The organism is Pseudomonas sp. NFX1, assembly GCF_051123555.1.
In the GTDB taxonomy this organism is placed as follows: domain Bacteria; phylum Pseudomonadota; class Gammaproteobacteria; order Pseudomonadales; family Pseudomonadaceae; genus Aquipseudomonas; species Aquipseudomonas capeferrum.
This window is the reverse complement of the sequence record NZ_CP169366.1, coordinates 4,255,934-4,271,858: the sequence shown is the minus strand read 5'-3', so window position 1 is coordinate 4,271,858 and position 15,925 is coordinate 4,255,934. Positions and strand designations below refer to the sequence as shown.

The following is a 15,925-nucleotide window of genomic DNA, read 5'->3' as shown; positions in this document are numbered from 1 at the left end:
ACTCCTCAGCAGTCCAGTGGGTTGCGCTTGTCCGGATCGATACCGAACTTGACGATAGCGTCAGCCACCACTTTCGGTTCGATCTCGCCACGGTCAGCCAAGGCTTCCAGGGCAGCCAGCACCACGAAGTGACGGTCGACTTCGAAGAAGTGACGCAGCTTCTTGCGGCTGTCGCTGCGACCGTAACCATCGGTACCCAGGACTTTGAACTCTTTGCTCGGCACCCACTGGCGAATCTGTTCGGCGAACAGCTTCATGTAGTCGGTGGAGGCGATGACCGGGCCTTTGCGACCGTTCAGGCACTCTTCGACGTAAGTCAGCTGAGGCTTCTGGCCAGGCTTGAGGCGGTTGGCGCGTTCCACGGCCAGGCCGTCACGACGCAGTTCGTTGAAGCTGGTGACGCTCCACACGTCGGCACCGACGTTGAACTCTTCACGCAGGATCTTCGCCGCTTCGCGGACTTCGCGCAGGATGGTGCCGGAGCCCATCAGCTGAACGTGGTGCGCGGCTTCGCGGGTGTCTTCTTCGAGCAGGTACATGCCCTTGATGATGCCTTCCTCGACACCGGCCGGCATGGCTGGCTGCTGGTAGGATTCGTTCATCACGGTGATGTAGTAGAAGATGTCCTGTTGCTCTTCGGTCATCTTCTTCATGCCGTCCTGGATGATCACCGCCAGCTCGTAGCCGTAGGTCGGATCATAGGTGCGGCAGTTCGGGATGGTGCCCGCCATCATGTGGCTGTGACCGTCTTCGTGCTGCAGGCCTTCACCGTTGAGGGTGGTACGGCCGGCGGTACCGCCGATCAGGAAACCACGGGTGCGGCTGTCGCCAGCGGCCCAGGCCAGGTCGCCGATACGCTGGAAGCCGAACATCGAGTAGAAGATGTAGAACGGCAGCATCGGCTGGTTGTGGCAGCTGTAAGAGGTACCGGCAGCGATGAACGACGACATGGCGCCGGCTTCGTTGATGCCTTCCTCGAGGATCTGGCCCTTCTTGTCTTCGCGGTAGAACATCACCTGGTCTTTATCGACTGGCTCGTAGAGCTGGCCGACCGACGAGTAGATGCCCAACTGGCGGAACATGCCTTCCATACCGAAGGTACGGGCTTCGTCCGGGATGATCGGGACGATGCGCTGGCCGATTTCCTTGTCCTTGACCAGCTGCGCCAAGATGCGCACGAAAGCCATGGTGGTGGAGATTTCACGGTCGCCCGAGCCGTCCAGGATCGCTTTCAGCGTTTCCAGGGATGGGGTCGGTACGCTGAAGCTCTTGGCGCGACGTTGCGGCACGAAGCCACCCAGGGCAGCGCGGCGCTCGGCCAGGTACTTGGCTTCGGCTGAACCTTCTTCTGGCTTGAAGAACGGCAGGTTCTCGAGGTCGGCATCCTTGACCGGGATGTCGAAGCGGTCACGGAAGTGACGCAGGCTGTCGACGTCGACCTTCTTGGTGTTGTGCGCGGTGTTCTTGGCTTCGCCTGCACCGGTGCCGTAACCCTTGATGGTCTTGGCCAGGATGACAGTCGGCTGCTCTTTGTGGTTCACCGCCTGGTGGTAAGCCGCGTAGACCTTGTACGGGTCGTGGCCGCCACGGTTGAGCTTCCAGATCTCGTCGTCGGACAGGTCTTCGACCATGGCCTTGAGCTCTGGGGTGTTGAAGAAGTTCTCACGCACGTAGGCGCCGTCTTTGGCTTTGTAGTTCTGGTACTCGCCATCGATGACTTCGTCCATGCGGCGCTGCAGGGCACCGTTGGTGTCCTTGGCCAGCAGTGGGTCCCAGAAACGGCCCCAGACGACTTTGTTGACGTTCCAGCCACCGCCACGGAACACGCCTTCGAGTTCCTGGATGATCTTGCCGTTGCCGCGAACCGGGCCGTCGAGGCGCTGCAGGTTGCAGTTGATGACGAAGATCAGGTTGTCCAGCTTCTCGCGGCCAGCCAGGGCGATCGCGCCCAGGGATTCCGGCTCGTCGCACTCGCCGTCGCCCATGAAGCACCAGACCTTCTGCTTGCCGGCCGGGATGAAGCCACGGGCTTCCAGGTACTTCATGAAGCGTGCCTGGTAGATCGCCTGGATCGGGCCCAAGCCCATCGAAACGGTCGGGAACTGCCAGAAGTCAGGCATCAGCCAAGGGTGCGGGTACGAAGACAGGCCTTTGCCGTCCACTTCCTGACGGAAGTTGTTCATCTGGTCTTCGCTGATGCGCCCTTCCATGAAGGCACGGGCGTAAACGCCTGGCGAAGCGTGGCCCTGGAAGAACACCAGGTCGCCGCCGTGTTCTTCGGTCGGGGCCTGGAAGAAGTAGTTGAAGCCGATGTCGTACAGGGTGGCACTGGAGGCGAAGCTGGAGATGTGCCCGCCCAGGTCCGAGTCTTTCAGGTTGGTGCGCATGACCATGGCCAGAGCGTTCCAACGCACCAACGAGCGAATGCGGCGTTCCATGAACAGGTCGCCAGGCATGCGTGCTTCGTGGGTGACAGGGATGGTGTTGCGGTATGGCGTGGTGATCGCATACGGCAGCTGGGAGCCACTACGGGTGGCCAGCTCGCCCATACGGGTCATCAGGTAATGAGCGCGGTCTTCGCCTTCTTTGTCGAGGACCGACTCCAGGGCATCCAGCCATTCCTGGGTTTCGATTGGATCGAGGTCTTGCATGGCTTGCTCCAGGGCGGAAAGGCAACCAGAATCGATTGCCTGAGTTTGCGACTGGCCTTATGGGCAGACGTCGTGAATTCTTGGATTACCGGAGTGTGATCCGGCGCCGTGTAGTTTTACTACAAATGCATTCGCATTTCATGCTTTTAGACAGTCGGGGTAGTAGTAAAACTACAGAAATGCGGCTTTTGGTCGCACCCCTGCTTGTGGGGAAAAACGTTCATGTTGGTTGGCGGTGTGTCGCGAACGGGTGATTCTTGATGTTTTTTGCCAGTGATTCGTTTTTTTTAGCTATTTCCAACTTTTGTATGACAGTCCAACCGTGGTCCGCCTTCCATTTGGCCGCCTTTACCCCTCTCTTTCACGCCGATCAAGGATAGTCCATGCGCCTGCCTTTGCCGCTCGATCTGCCCGCCACCCTGCAACCGCTGGTCGCTCGTAATCAGCAGTTCCTCAGCGATGCCGTGGCTGGCCACCCCGAACTCGACCTGAACGCTTGGAGCCCGGCGCATCGGCAACAGTTCGACCAGGTTGCCGCCGCCAGCGACTTCGTCCTCGGCCAGGCCCAGCGCGAGCCGGCCATGCTGTTTGCGCTGATGGCCAGTGGGGAACTCGAGCGGCGCTATGCGCCCGGTGAATTGCGCGCGCAGGTCGCTGCCGTGGCCCAGGCCGCGCAAAGCGAAGACGCGCTTGCGCGTAACCTGCGCCGCGAGCGCAACCGTCAGCAGGTGCGCATCATCTGGCGCGACATCACCCGCCAGGCCGAACTGGGTGAAACCTGCCGCGACCTCTCCGACCTTGCCGACGCCGCCATCGACGAAGCCTATCAATGGTTGTACCCACGCCATTGCCAGCAGTTCGGCACGCCCATCGGCCACCGCAGCGGCCAGCCGCAGCACATGGTGGTGCTGGGCATGGGCAAGCTGGGGGCGGTAGAGCTGAACCTGTCGTCGGACATCGACCTGATCTTCGCCTTCCCCGAGGGCGGCGAGACCGAAGGGGTCAAGCGCTCGCTGGACAACCAGGAGTTTTTCACCCGCCTGGGCCAGCGCCTGATCAAGGCCCTGGACCCGGTCACCGTCGACGGTTTCGTGTTCCGCGTCGACATGCGCCTGCGCCCCTACGGTTCGGCCGGTTCGCTGGTGCTGAGCTTCAATGCCCTGGAGCAGTATTACCAGGACCAGGGCCGTGACTGGGAGCGCTACGCCATGATCAAGGCCCGGGTAGTGGCCGGTGACCAGGTGGCAGGCGCCCAGTTGCAAGAAATGCTGCGCCCGTTCGTCTATCGCCGTTACCTGGACTTCTCGGCCATCGAGGCCCTGCGCACCATGAAGCAGTTGATCCAGCAGGAGGTGCGGCGCAAGGGCATGTCCGAGAACATCAAGCTGGGTGCCGGCGGCATCCGCGAGGTGGAATTCATCGCCCAGGCCTTCCAGCTGATCCACGGTGGGCGTGACCTGAGCCTGCAGCAACGGCCCTTGCTCAAGGTGCTGGCGACCCTCGAAGGCCAAGGTTACCTGCCGCCGGCGGTGGTGGCCGAGCTGCGCGAAGGCTACGAGTTCCTGCGCTATACCGAGCACGCCATCCAGGCCATCGCCGACCGCCAGACCCAGATGCTGCCAGACAGCGAGACAGACCAGGCGCGTGTGGCCTATATCCTTGGCTTCGCCGACTGGCAGGGCTTCCATGACCAGTTGATGCAATGGCGTGGCCGTGTCGACTGGCACTTCCGCCAGGTGATCGCCGACCCGGATGACGAAGACGGCGAGGGTGAGCTGGTGGTGGGGGGCGAGTGGTCGCCGCTGTGGGAGCAGGCGCAGGATGAAGACGCCGCCTGCCGGCAGCTCGAAGAAGCCGGCTTCAAGCAGCCTGCAGATGCCTTGCGCCGCCTGGCCGGGTTGCGCTCCAGCCCGCAACTGCGGTCGATGCAGCGCATTGGCCGCGAGCGCCTGGATGCCTTCATCCCACGGCTGCTGGCCCAGGCCGTCGAGCATCAAGACCCTGACCTGGTGCTTGAGCGGGTGCTGCCGCTGGTCGAGGCGGTCGCGCGGCGTTCGGCCTACCTGGTGCTGCTCACCGAAAACCCGGGGGCCCTGCGCCGCCTGTTGACCCTGTGCGCGGCGAGCCCGTGGATCGCCGAACAGATTGCCCGCTACCCGTTGCTGCTCGACGAGCTGCTCAACGAAGGCCGGCTGTTCAGCCCGCCACTGGCGCCGGAGCTGGCCAGCGAACTGCGCGAACGTTTGACGCGCATCCCCGAGGACGACCTGGAGCAGCAGATGGAGGCGCTGCGCCACTTCAAGCTGGCCCACAGCTTGCGCGTGGCCGCCTCGGAAATCAGCGGCAACCTGCCGTTGATGAAAGTCAGTGATTACCTGACCTGGCTGGCCGAAGCCATCCTCGACCAGGTGCTGGCGCTGGCCTGGCGCCAGACCGTGGCCCGCCACGGCCAGCCCAAGCGCAGTGATGGCAGCCTGTGCGACCCGGGTTTCATCATCATTGGTTATGGCAAGGTCGGTGGCCTGGAGCTGGGCCATGGCTCGGACCTGGACCTGGTGTTCATCCACGACGGTGATCCGCAGGCCGAAACCGATGGCGACAAGCCCATCGACAGCGCGCAGTTTTTCACCCGCCTGGGCCAGCGCATCATCCACCTGCTGACCACCCAGACCAACTCCGGGCAGCTCTACGACGTGGACATGCGCCTGCGCCCGTCCGGCGCTTCGGGGCTGCTGGTGAGCTCGCTCGGTGCCTTCGAGCGCTATCAGCAGAACGAAGCCTGGACCTGGGAGCACCAGGCCCTGGTGCGGGCCCGCGTGCTGGTCGGCTGCAAGCAGGTGGGCGCAGCGTTCGAAGGCGTACGCGCCAAGGTGTTGGGGCAGGCCCGTGACCTTGAGAAGTTGCGCACCGAAGTCAGTGAAATGCGCGCCAAGATGCGTGGCAATCTCGGCACCAAGGCTACTGCCGCTGGCACGGCGGCGAATGCGTTCGATGCCGGGGTTGCGTTCGATATCAAGCAGGATGCTGGCGGTATCGTCGATATCGAATTTATGGTGCAATACGCCGCTTTGGCCTGGTCCTTTGACCATCCGGCCATACTTCGATGGACCGATAACATCCGCATTCTGGAAGAGCTGGAGCAGGCGGGCTTGATGCCGGCCAGTGACGCGGTGCTGTTGCGCGAGGTGTATAAGGCGTTCCGTTCTGCCTCCCACCGCCAGGCCTTGCAGAAGCAGGCCGGGGTGATCGATGCGGCGCAGTTTGCCGATGAGCGTCGTGAGGTACGGCGTATCTGGGGCGAGCTTGGGCTGAGTTGAGATTGCCGGGGCCGCTTGGCGGCCCTTTCCGACCTGTCCGGCGCCCCGGCAGGGCCGCTCCGGGGGCCTGGAGGCCCATGTTCCACCACCGGTGGTACACTGTCCGCCACATAGCCTGAATATAAAGAGGGGAGGCCAGGCTGTACCGCAGCCTGCAGCCTCCCCGAGCGTTTCTGGACTAAGCATGAGAATACTGATCATTGGCCCCAGCTGGGTCGGCGACATGGTAATGGCGCAGACCCTGTTCCAGTGCCTGAAACAGCAGCACCCCGACTGCGTGATCGACGTGCTGGCGCCCGAGTGGAGCCGGCCGATCCTCGAACGCATGCCCGAGGTGCGTCAGGCCTTGAGCTTCCCGCTCGGCCACGGCGCGCTGGAGCTGGCCACGCGGCGGCGCATCGGCAAGTCCCTGGCCGGCCAGTACGACCAGGCGATCCTGCTGCCCAACTCGCTGAAATCGGCGTTGGTACCGTTTTTTGCCGGTATCCCCAAACGCACCGGCTGGCGCGGCGAGATGCGTTTCGGCCTGCTCAACGACGTGCGCAAGCTGGACAAGGCGCGCTACCCACTGATGATCGAGCGCTTCATGGCCCTGGCCTATGCGCCGGATGCCGAGCTGCCGCAACCCTACCCGCGCCCCAGCCTGCAGATCGAGGCGCAGAGCCGCGACCTGGCCCTGGCCAAGTTCGGCCTGGCGCTGGACCGCCCGGTGCTGGCGTTGTGCCCTGGTGCTGAGTTTGGCGAGGCCAAGCGCTGGCCGGCCGAGCACTACGCCGCCGTGGCCGATGCCATGATCCGCCAGGGCTGGCAGGTGTGGCTGTTCGGCTCGAAAAGCGATCACCCGGTCGGAGAGCAGATCCGCGACCGGCTGATCCCGGGGCTGCGTGAAGAATCGTACAACCTGGCGGGTGAAACCTCGCTGGCCGAGGCCATCGATTTGATGTCCTGCGCCGATTCGGTGGTGTCCAACGACTCTGGGCTGATGCACGTGGCCGCCGCGCTGAACCGCCCGCTGGTCGCCGTCTATGGCTCGACCTCGCCGGGCTTCACGCCGCCGCTGGCCGAGCACGTCGAAGTGGTGCGCACCGGCATCGAATGCAGCCCTTGTTTCGACCGTACCTGCCGCTTCGGGCACTACAACTGCCTGCGCCTGCTCGAACCGCAGCGCGTCATCGCCGCCTTGCACAGCCTGGGTGGTCCGAACCTGATCGATACCGTGGCCGAGGTCGACTAAGTGCGGGTACTGATCATCAAGACTTCGTCGCTGGGGGATGTGATCCACACCCTGCCGGCAATCACCGATGCCGCCCACGCCATACCGGGCATTCGTTTCGACTGGGTGGTGGAAGAAGGCTTTGCCGAGATCCCCAGCTGGCACCCTGCGGTCGACGAGGTGATCCCGGTGGCGATCCGGCGCTGGCGCAAGCATCTCTGGCAGACCCTGAAGAGCGGCGAGTGGAAGGCGTTCAAGCAGCGCGTTCGCGCGCGCAAGTACGACCTGGTGATCGATGCCCAGGGCCTGGTCAAATCGGCCTGGCTGACCCGCTACGTCAAGGCACCGGTGGCCGGGCTGGACCGCTACTCGGCCCGCGAAGGCCTGGCCAGCCGCTTCTATGACCGGCCGCTGTCGGTCGCGGTTGGCCAGCACGCCGTGGAGCGGGTGCGTCAACTGTTCGCCATGGCCCTGGCCTATGACCTGCCGGAAGGCATCGGCAACTACGGCCTGGACCTTGATCGCCTGCAATTGCCGCCAGCCGCCCCCTACGTGGTATTCCTGCACGGTACCACCTGGGCCACCAAGCATTGGCCCGAGGCCTACTGGCGCGAACTGGCCGAGCGCATGGGCCGGCGCAAGCTGCAAGTGCGCCTGCCCTGGGGCAACCCGGCCGAGAAGGCGCGCGCCGAGCGTATCGCCCAGGGCTTGAACAACTGCCAGGTACTGCCCAAATTGAACCTGGTCGGTGTCGCCCGCGTGCTGGCTGCGGCCAAGGCCTGCGTGGCCGTGGACACCGGCCTGGGCCACCTGGCCGCAGCGCTGGATGTGCCGACCATTTCGCTGTTTGGCCCGACCAACCCTGGCCTGACCGGCGCCTATGGCCGCGCCCAGGTTCACCAGGCCAGCGATTTCCCCTGCGCGCCCTGCCTGCAGAAGAAGTGCACCTACAAACCGAGCGCCGATGACCTGCGCCGGTTCGATCTCAAACGCGAGTGGCCACTGTGCTTCACTCGCCTGAATCCCGAGCATGTGGCGAGCCGCTTGAGCGCGTTGCTGCTGGCTGAGGATGTTCGTTGATGCAACTGGCTTTCGTGCTTTACAAATATTTCCCCTTCGGCGGGCTGCAGCGCGACTTCATGCGCATTGCCCTGGAATGCCAGAAGCGCGGCCATCAGATTCGCGTGTACACGCTGATCTGGGAAGGTGATATTCCGCCGGGCTTCGAAGTGCTGGTGGCGCCGGTCAAGGCGCTGTTCAACCACCGGCGCAACGAGAAGCTCAGCGCCTGGATGGCCGCCGACCTTGCCAAGCGCCCGGTCGACCGCCTGATCGGCTTCAACAAGATGCCAGGGCTGGACGTGTACTACGCCGCCGACGGCTGCTTCGAAGACAAGGCCCAGACCCTGCGCGGCGGCCTGTACAAGCGCTGGGGCCGCTACCGGCACTTTGCCGAGTACGAGCGGGCGGTGTTCGCCAAGGATGCGAAAACCGAGGTGCTGATGATCTCCGAGGTGCAGCAGCCGCTGTTCGTCAAACATTACGGCACCCCGGCAGAACGCTTCCACCTGCTGCCGCCGGGCATTTCCCAGGACCGCCGCGCGCCGGCCAACGCCGCCGAAATCCGCGCCGGGTTCCGCAAGGAATTCAACCTGGCGGACGACGACCTGCTGCTGGTGCAGATTGGTTCGGGGTTCAAGACCAAGGGCGTCGACCGCAGCCTCAAGGCCTTGGCCGCACTGCCGTCGGCGTTGCGCAAGCGCACCCGCCTGATGGTCATTGGCCAGGACGACCCCAAGGTGTTCCAGCTGCAAAGCGCCACCCTCGGCTTGGGCGACCAGGTGCAGTTCCTCAAGGGGCGTAGCGACATTCCGCGCTTCCTGCTGGGCGCCGACCTGCTGATTCACCCAGCCTACAACGAAAACACCGGCACCGTGCTGCTCGAAGCCCTGGTGGCAGGCCTGCCGGTGCTGGTGTCCAAGGTGTGTGGCTACGCCCACTACATTGCCGAGGCCGACTGCGGCCTGGTCCTGGACGATCCGTTCGAGCAGGAACAACTCAATGGCTACCTGCAACGCATGCTCGAAGACCCGCAGGCGCGCGCCGACTGGTCGCGCAATGGCCTGGCCTTTGCCGATACGGCCGACCTGTACAGCATGCCGCAGCATGCTGCCGACGTGATCCTGGGGCAGGAGACCGCATGAAGCTGATACTGGCCGAACCCTTCAAGCGCCTGTGGGCCGGGCGTGATGCCTTCGAGGCCGTGGAGGCGCTGCAAGGCGAGGTATACCGTGAGCTGGAAGGCCGCCGCACACTGCGCACCGAGGTCGAGGGCGAAGGCTTTTTCGTCAAGATCCACCGGGGCATCGGTTGGGGCGAGATTTTCAAGAACCTGTTCAGCGCCAAGCTGCCGGTGCTCGGTGCCGGCCAGGAATGGCGAGCCATCCAGCGCCTGCACGAGGTCGGTGTGCCGACCATGACCGCAGTCGCCTATGGCGAGCGCGGCAGCAACCCGGCCACCCAGCACTCGTTCATCGTCACCGAAGAGCTGGCGCCGACCATCAGCCTGGAAGACTTCAGCATCGACTGGGTCAGGCAGGCGCCCGAGCCACGCCTCAAGCGTGCGCTGATCGCCGAAGTGGCGAAGATGACCGGCGGCATGCACCGCGCCGGGGTCAACCACCGCGACTGCTACATCTGCCACTTCCTGCTGCACACCGACCGCCCGGTGACGGCAGACGACTTCAAGCTGTCGGTCATCGACCTGCACCGTGCCCAGACGCGGGCGAGCATCAGCCGCCGCTGGCGTGACAAGGACCTGGCCGCGCTGTATTTCTCGGCGCTGGACATCGGCCTGACCCGTCGCGACAAATTGCGTTTTCTGCGTGGCTACTTCCAGCGCCCGCTGCGCCAGGTGCTTGCCGAAGAGGCCGCGCTGCTCACCTGGCTGGAACGCAAGGCGCAGAAACTCTATGACCGCAAGCAACGTTATGGGGATGCACTCTGATGTCGGGTTGGACACTGGCGCCCGGCTACGAACACCTGGCGGCGGATTTCGGCAGCCTTGATGCCGTCTTTGCCATCCAGGGCGAACGCTTGACCCGCGACCCGCTCAGCGAAGTGGTGCGCATCGAGCGTGACGGCGTCAATTACTACGTCAAGCGTTACACCGGCGCCGGCAAGCACATGCGCCGCTACCTCGGCAGGCCGCGCATCAAGGCCGAATGGCAGAACCTCAAGCAGTTCGCCAAGTGGGGCATCCCCACCGCCGAAGTGGTCGCCTGGGGCCTGGAACGCAAGGGCCTGGCGTTTGGCCGGGGGGCGATGATCACCCGTGAACTGCCGCGCACCGAAGACCTGTCGGCGCTGGCCGAGCGCAATGACGCACGGCTGGCTGACCGGGCCTGGGTCGAGCATGTCAGCCAGCAGTTGGCGCGCCACACCCGGGTCATGCACGAGCACCGTTTCGCCCACAACGACCTGAAGTGGCGCAACTTGCTGGTCGACGACCAGGGCACGCTATTCTTCATCGACTGCCCGACCGGCGACTTCTGGCGCGGTTTCATGTGGCGGCACCGGATGATCAAAGACCTGGCGTGCCTGGACAAGGTCGCCAAATACCACCTGTCGGCGACCCAGCGCCTGCGTTTCTACCTGCAATACCGCGGTCGCGACCGGCTCAATGCCCGCGACAAGAAGCGGATCCGCCAGGTGCTGAGCTTTTTCGAGGGAAGGGAATGACCGATTACCTGGCCAGCGCAGACCTCGCGCTGCTCAAACGCCACGGCTTGAACGACTTCGAGGCGCTATGGGCGCTGCAGCTCGATGCCGTGGACGAGCCCAACACCGGGCGCGGGGGCTGGAGCAGCGTGTTCCGCCTGGAGCTCGAAGGCAAAGGCTACTACCTCAAGCGCCAGAGCGACTACCTCACCCGCACCCTGCACAGGCCCTTCGGCGAACCCACCTTCGCCCGCGAATTCCGCAATATCAGCCGTTACCACAAGCTGCACATCCCGGCGTTGCAGGCGGTGTTCTATGGCGAGCGCAAGCAGGCCGGCCAGCACCGGGCAATCCTCATGACCCGGGCGCTGGACGAATGGGCCGACCTGGACAGCCTGTTGGGCCAGTGGCCGCAACTGGGCGACGCCGAACGCAAAGGCATCCTTGAAGCCTGCGGCCAGCTGGCGCGCACGCTGCACGGCGCCGGGCAGGTACATGGCTGCTTCTACCCCAAGCATATTTTCATGCGCCAGCGCCGCGAGGGCTGGGACGCGCAACTGATCGACCTGGAAAAGACCCGGCCGCTGCTGTTCGGCATGCGTGACCGGCTCAAGGACCTGGAGCCGTTGCTGCGCCGTGCCAGTGCCTGGAGCGAGGCGGATGTGCGTCAGTTGCTGGCGGCCTACCTGGCGCAGCCGGCGGACAGCGCCCTGGTCGACAACTGGCTGCAACGGCTGACGCAACGCCGTCGTGAAAAAGAGGCCCGCTGATGCGTTTGTCTGAATTGAAAGCTGCCGGGCGCACCCCGGCATTGCCCTTGAGTATCACCCTGGCCGATGCTGCGGGTAGCGCCGACCTGCAATTGTTCAGCCTGCTGCGCGTACTGCCTGGCCAGCGCTATGTCGGTGCCGGTGTCTGGCGTGGTACGCCGGTGCTGGCCAAGCTGCTGGTGGGGGGTAACGCTGCGCGGCATTTCCAGCGCGAGTTGCACGGCGTGAAGCTGTTGGCCGAGCAAGGCCTGACCACGCCGAAGCTGCTGGCCGATGGCCTGAAGGAAGGCGAGGGCGGCTGGCTGCTATTCGAGTTTCTCGATGGCGCCGAAAGCCTGGCCGATGCCTGGGCCGCCGTGGAGCACCTGCCGGTACTGGCCGACGAACAGCACCTGGTGCTGGGCGAAGCGCTGACCGCGGTGGCGCAGATGCACGCCAAGGGCCTGTGGCAGGAAGACCTGCACCTGGACAACCTGCTGCGCCACGGCGCCAAGCTGTACCTGATCGATGGCGCGGGCATCAAGGCCGAGACGCCGGGCCAGCAGTTGTCGCGCCCGCGTGTGCTGGAAAACCTCGGGGTGTTCTTCGCCCAGTTGCCCAAGCGTCTGGAGCCCTTCATCGAAGAGCTGCTGGTGCATTACCTGCTGGCCAATGCCGAGCATGCGTTGCCGATGGAAGCGCTGCAAAAACAAATCGACAAGGTGCGCAACTGGCGCCAGAAGGACTACCTGGAAAAGGCCGGCCGCGAATGCACGCTGTTCAGTGTCGAGCGCAGCCTCTCGGGCCTGCGGGCGATCCGCCGTGCTGAAGTCGAAGCGATGCTGCCGGTGCTGGCGCAGGCTGATGCGCTGATCGACAACGGCTACCTGTACAAGACCGGCGGCGCCGCCAGCGTGGCTCGCATCGACGTCGATGGCCGCCCGCTGGTGCTCAAGCGCTACAACATCAAGAACACCGCGCACTGGTTCAAGCGCTTCTGGCGCCCGAGCCGGGCCTGGCACTCATGGATCGAAGGCCACCGCCTGGAGTTCCTCGACATTGCCACACCGCGCCCGTTGGCGGTGCTGGAGCAACGGGTGATGGGCCTGCGCAGCCGCGCATACCTGGTCACCGAATATGTCGATGGCCCGGACCTGACCGCATGCTTCGCGCCCTATGTGGAAAACGGCGAGGCGCCTGAAGAGCAGGTCGATGCGTTGGTCAAGGTGATGCAGCAACTGATCCGCGAGCGCATCAGCCATGGCGACTTCAAGGGCCACAACCTGTTCTGGCACAACGGCCAATGGTCGCTGATCGACCTCGACGCCATGTGCCAGCATGCCACCGGGCTCAGCTTCGCCCCGGCCTACGCCCGTGACCGCGCGCGGCTGCTGCGCAACTGGCCGAGCAGCAGTGCCCTGCATCAGCGCCTCGACCGCTTGCTGCCACGGCTCGCCGACTAGGCATCCGGCAGCGCCAGCCACTCGCTGCTGCGCCCGGCCTGGCGCACACGGATGCGCCATTGCCGGTCTTGCCAGCGCAGGATCGCCCACGGCGCTACGCCGGCTTGCTGGGCGTGGGGGATCAGCAAGTGGTAGCGCCCGGCGAGCAGGTGCGCCCGCACCGGCAGTTGCCCAGCAGCGGTTTGCAGGTAGAGCTGGTCGTCTGCGCGGTACAGCCCTGCCAGCGCATCCACCGCCTCACCCGCCAGCGGCGGTTGCAGGCGGCAGTCGGCCAGCAACTGCACAAGATCCGGCAAGCCGTCGTACCACAGCACCGGTGAGTCGATGACCCAGTTGCCATTGGCGAGGCGTTTGACCGGCTGCTGCAAGTAGGCATCGGGTTGCGTCGGGTCGATGACCCGCCAGCGACGGCCGTCGAACGAGACCTTGTAATAACGGCCGTGGGCGTCCTGGATGTAATACAGGGTCAGCCCCTCGAATGCCGATGCTTTCTCGAAAACGCTTTCGCCGTGCACACCTTCAATGGTAAAGCGCAGGTTCTCGAGTGGAGGTGTGATGCTGTACCGCGAGGGTAGCGGCAATGGCGGTTGCATCGGCATGCCACGCATCACCCGGCGCATCAGGCTGGTGCTGGCAACGCTGGTGCCCGCGTCGTTGGCGTAGCTCAGGGCGTTGTAGGTATGGGTCAGCACGCCGTCGATATCATCTTGGGCAAAGGCGTCCAGGCCGTCCCAGATTTCGATGGCCATGCGCCCCAGCACAAGCGGAACTTGTATCCGGGTAGGGAGCACCAGGCTTATCAAGTCGAGCAGGCGCCAGGCCAGGGCGGTGCCTTGCTGCAGGTCGGCTTCTGCGGTGGTACGGCTGTCGGCATCAACCTGTGCCAGCCAACTGCGCACCTCGGCCCTGTAGCAGGCGAAAAACAGCTCGTCGTCAATCGCTGGGGTGCGCAGCGCGGCGCCGAGTCGGCCCTTGTTCAGCAACTGTTCAATGCGCGCAGGCGCCAGCGGGGGCAGGCGGCTCGCCACATAGGCACGCAGGGCGGGTTGCGTGCGCAGCAGGCGCATCAGTTCGCGAGCGTTGCTCAGCCCGCGCCAGGCGCGGCGGTCGGGTGCGTCCGGCGTGTACAGGGCGAACCCGCCGATGGCGGACGCTTCGACATTGATCAGCAACACTCCTTGCAGGGTAATGCCATGGATCGTCAATTGGCGCACGGTGACGCGCTGCCCGTCCACCGGGGGCCGCAGCGCGTTATGCGGATGGTCCAGTACCTGACGCACCCAACGATAGCGATGTTCGCTCTGGGCGCGGCCAAGGTGGCCGGCATAACGCGCCTTGGCTGCCTCGGCGCGCATGCGGGCGCGGTTGATCAAGGCATGGGCGTTCAGCCGCCAGCCCCCGAGCGGAGAATCGATCAATTGCGTCTTCAGGTAGGCATGGTAGCTGCCGCCGACATTCAGGTGCCTGATCATGGCCTTGATGTAGTCGGGATTCAGCGCCTCGGGTAACGGCCTGTCGTGACGGTGGGTTACCCGGGCGGTGAGCCAATAGTCGTAGTCGAACCAGTTCAGGTTGCGCAATGCCAGCTCGTGCAGTGGGTAACTTTCCCTGACTAGCTCGACCATCTGCCCGCCGACGTGCTCGAACCCTCGCGAGGTGACGTAGCCTGATGGGTTGAACGGGTTCAAATGCGGACCGGTCTGACGGCTGTGCACGACATGGACCATGATGTCTGCGGCGGTGTAGCGCAGGCCGTGATCGTGGCGCAGGCGTTCTTCAACGCGCGCGCGGGCCCAGCCTAGCAGGCTGTCCTGTTGGCGGAACTGCGCCAGGGTGAGAATGCCTGGCGCGGCGATGCGATTGCCGGCGGCCACCAGTTGTTGCATGCCCTGCATGATGTGCGAGAGCGCCTGTGGCCCTGCCGCGCTCAACCAGTTGGGCAGGTTTTTCTCCAGCAGCAGGCCGTAGCGGGTGTCGAGCAACGCTTGCTTGCCGGCTTCGGCTGCCAGTGAAAGGGCGTTGCGCAGCGTTTCGGCCGCCGGTGGTAGGGAAAGTTGCGCAGTTGCCCAAGCCTGGTTGACACGCAGGCGCTGCGCTTCGATCAGGCTGTCGACCTGAGCTTGCACCGGGTCATCGGCATACCATTCGTAGCGCAGTCGGTCGGCCTTGGCGGCGTTGTCGATACGCTCGGCATCGACCAGCAGGCGCAGCAGTGGCGGGCCTTGCAGCGGGTCGTCGAGGCGTTCGCACAACTCAACGTGCAAGTCTGCCAGCGAGGCGTAGGCCTCGATGCCTTGGGCCAGGCCGCACAGCAACGCCGGGCCACGGGCCTGCTCCGGGGTGAGCTCGGCCGCCTCGTCATTACCGCTGATGACCACGAACATACCCGGCAGTACCGCGCGGCTGTGGGGCTGGCTACGGCTGAGAACCAGGCGGTACACCTGGGCACGCGTAGCCACCGGCTGGGGCCTCCGTTGCCAGGCGTTGGGCAGGTCGAGGCACAGGCTGAGGGCGTCGGCTTCGGGGGCGGGCAAGGTCCCGTCGGCCTGGCGCAGTGTCAGCTCGGCGTGCATCAGGGCGCGGCGCAGGTCGCCGAGGCGCACCCTGCGCGAGCGGCCTTGGGTATCGCAGGCGGCCCAGTATTCAGCCAGTTCGCCTTGCAGTTGCTGTCGGCTGAGCTGTGGCCGGTCGGTGGCCGGCAATTGCGCCAGCAGGGCGTTGATCTGCTGGTCGAGGAATTCGATGCGTTCCAGCGGTAGCATGTTGCGCTCCTTTCTTAATGGAGCCGCAACGTTAGGGCCCAGGGCAAGGG

10 protein-coding genes are annotated in these 15,925 nt (G+C 64.6%); 8 read left to right on the top strand and 2 right to left on the bottom strand.

From position 1 onward, the window contains the following. Nucleotides 1-5 precede the first annotated feature (5 nt). Nucleotides 6-2,651 (bottom strand): pyruvate dehydrogenase (acetyl-transferring), homodimeric type, encoded by a 2,646-nt coding sequence (gene aceE / locus DJ563_RS19265; RefSeq protein WP_274100117.1) that lies wholly within the window; start codon nt 2,649-2,651, stop codon nt 6-8. Nucleotides 2,652-3,034: 383 nt separating this feature from the next. Between aceE and glnE the strand changes: the two genes are divergently transcribed. The 8 genes from glnE to DJ563_RS19225 all read left to right on the top strand — a co-directional run bounded on the left by glnE (nt 3,035) and on the right by DJ563_RS19225 (nt 13,113). Continuing rightward, nucleotides 3,035-5,968: a bifunctional [glutamate--ammonia ligase]-adenylyl-L-tyrosine phosphorylase/[glutamate--ammonia-ligase] adenylyltransferase gene (glnE, locus tag DJ563_RS19260; RefSeq protein WP_033703118.1), complete on the top strand. Its 2,934-nt coding sequence runs from the start codon at nt 3,035-3,037 to the stop codon at nt 5,966-5,968. A 184-nt stretch (nt 5,969-6,152) separates the two neighbouring features. Continuing rightward, complete coding sequence (gene waaF / locus DJ563_RS19255; RefSeq protein ID WP_274098991.1) at nt 6,153-7,202, top strand: lipopolysaccharide heptosyltransferase II; 1,050 nt, start codon at nt 6,153-6,155, stop codon at nt 7,200-7,202. Further along, complete coding sequence (waaC, locus tag DJ563_RS19250; RefSeq protein ID WP_033703116.1) at nt 7,203-8,261, top strand: lipopolysaccharide heptosyltransferase I; 1,059 nt, start codon at nt 7,203-7,205, stop codon at nt 8,259-8,261. Beyond that, entirely contained in the window at nt 8,261-9,385 is a 1,125-nt protein-coding gene (locus DJ563_RS19245; RefSeq protein WP_434518182.1) for a glycosyltransferase family 4 protein, read from the top strand. The genes waaC and DJ563_RS19245 overlap by 1 nt, the downstream gene beginning before the upstream one ends. Further along, nucleotides 9,382-10,188, top strand: coding sequence for a lipopolysaccharide core heptose(I) kinase RfaP (rfaP, locus tag DJ563_RS19240; RefSeq protein ID WP_434518181.1), 807 nt, complete (start codon nt 9,382-9,384; stop codon nt 10,186-10,188). The genes DJ563_RS19245 and rfaP overlap by 4 nt, the downstream gene beginning before the upstream one ends. Next, on the top strand, nt 10,188-10,922 hold the full coding sequence (locus DJ563_RS19235) for a lipopolysaccharide kinase InaA family protein (RefSeq protein ID WP_033703113.1): 735 nt from the start codon (nt 10,188-10,190) through the stop codon (nt 10,920-10,922). Before rfaP ends, DJ563_RS19235 begins: the two co-directional genes overlap by 1 nt. Then, complete coding sequence (locus tag DJ563_RS19230) at nt 10,919-11,671, top strand: lipopolysaccharide kinase InaA family protein (RefSeq protein ID WP_434518180.1); 753 nt, start codon at nt 10,919-10,921, stop codon at nt 11,669-11,671. The genes DJ563_RS19235 and DJ563_RS19230 overlap by 4 nt, the downstream gene beginning before the upstream one ends. Continuing rightward, complete coding sequence (locus DJ563_RS19225; RefSeq protein ID WP_434518179.1) at nt 11,671-13,113, top strand: lipopolysaccharide kinase InaA family protein; 1,443 nt, start codon at nt 11,671-11,673, stop codon at nt 13,111-13,113. The genes DJ563_RS19230 and DJ563_RS19225 overlap by 1 nt, the downstream gene beginning before the upstream one ends. On the opposite strand, the gene DJ563_RS19220 is transcribed toward DJ563_RS19225, so the two are convergent. Beyond that, the gene (locus DJ563_RS19220) at nt 13,110-15,875 is read right to left on the bottom strand and encodes a dermonecrotic toxin domain-containing protein (RefSeq protein WP_434518178.1); all 2,766 of its coding nucleotides are present in this window, start codon (nt 15,873-15,875) and stop codon (nt 13,110-13,112) included. The two genes, DJ563_RS19225 and DJ563_RS19220, sit on opposite strands and share 4 nt — an antisense overlap. Nucleotides 15,876-15,925 lie beyond the last annotated feature (50 nt).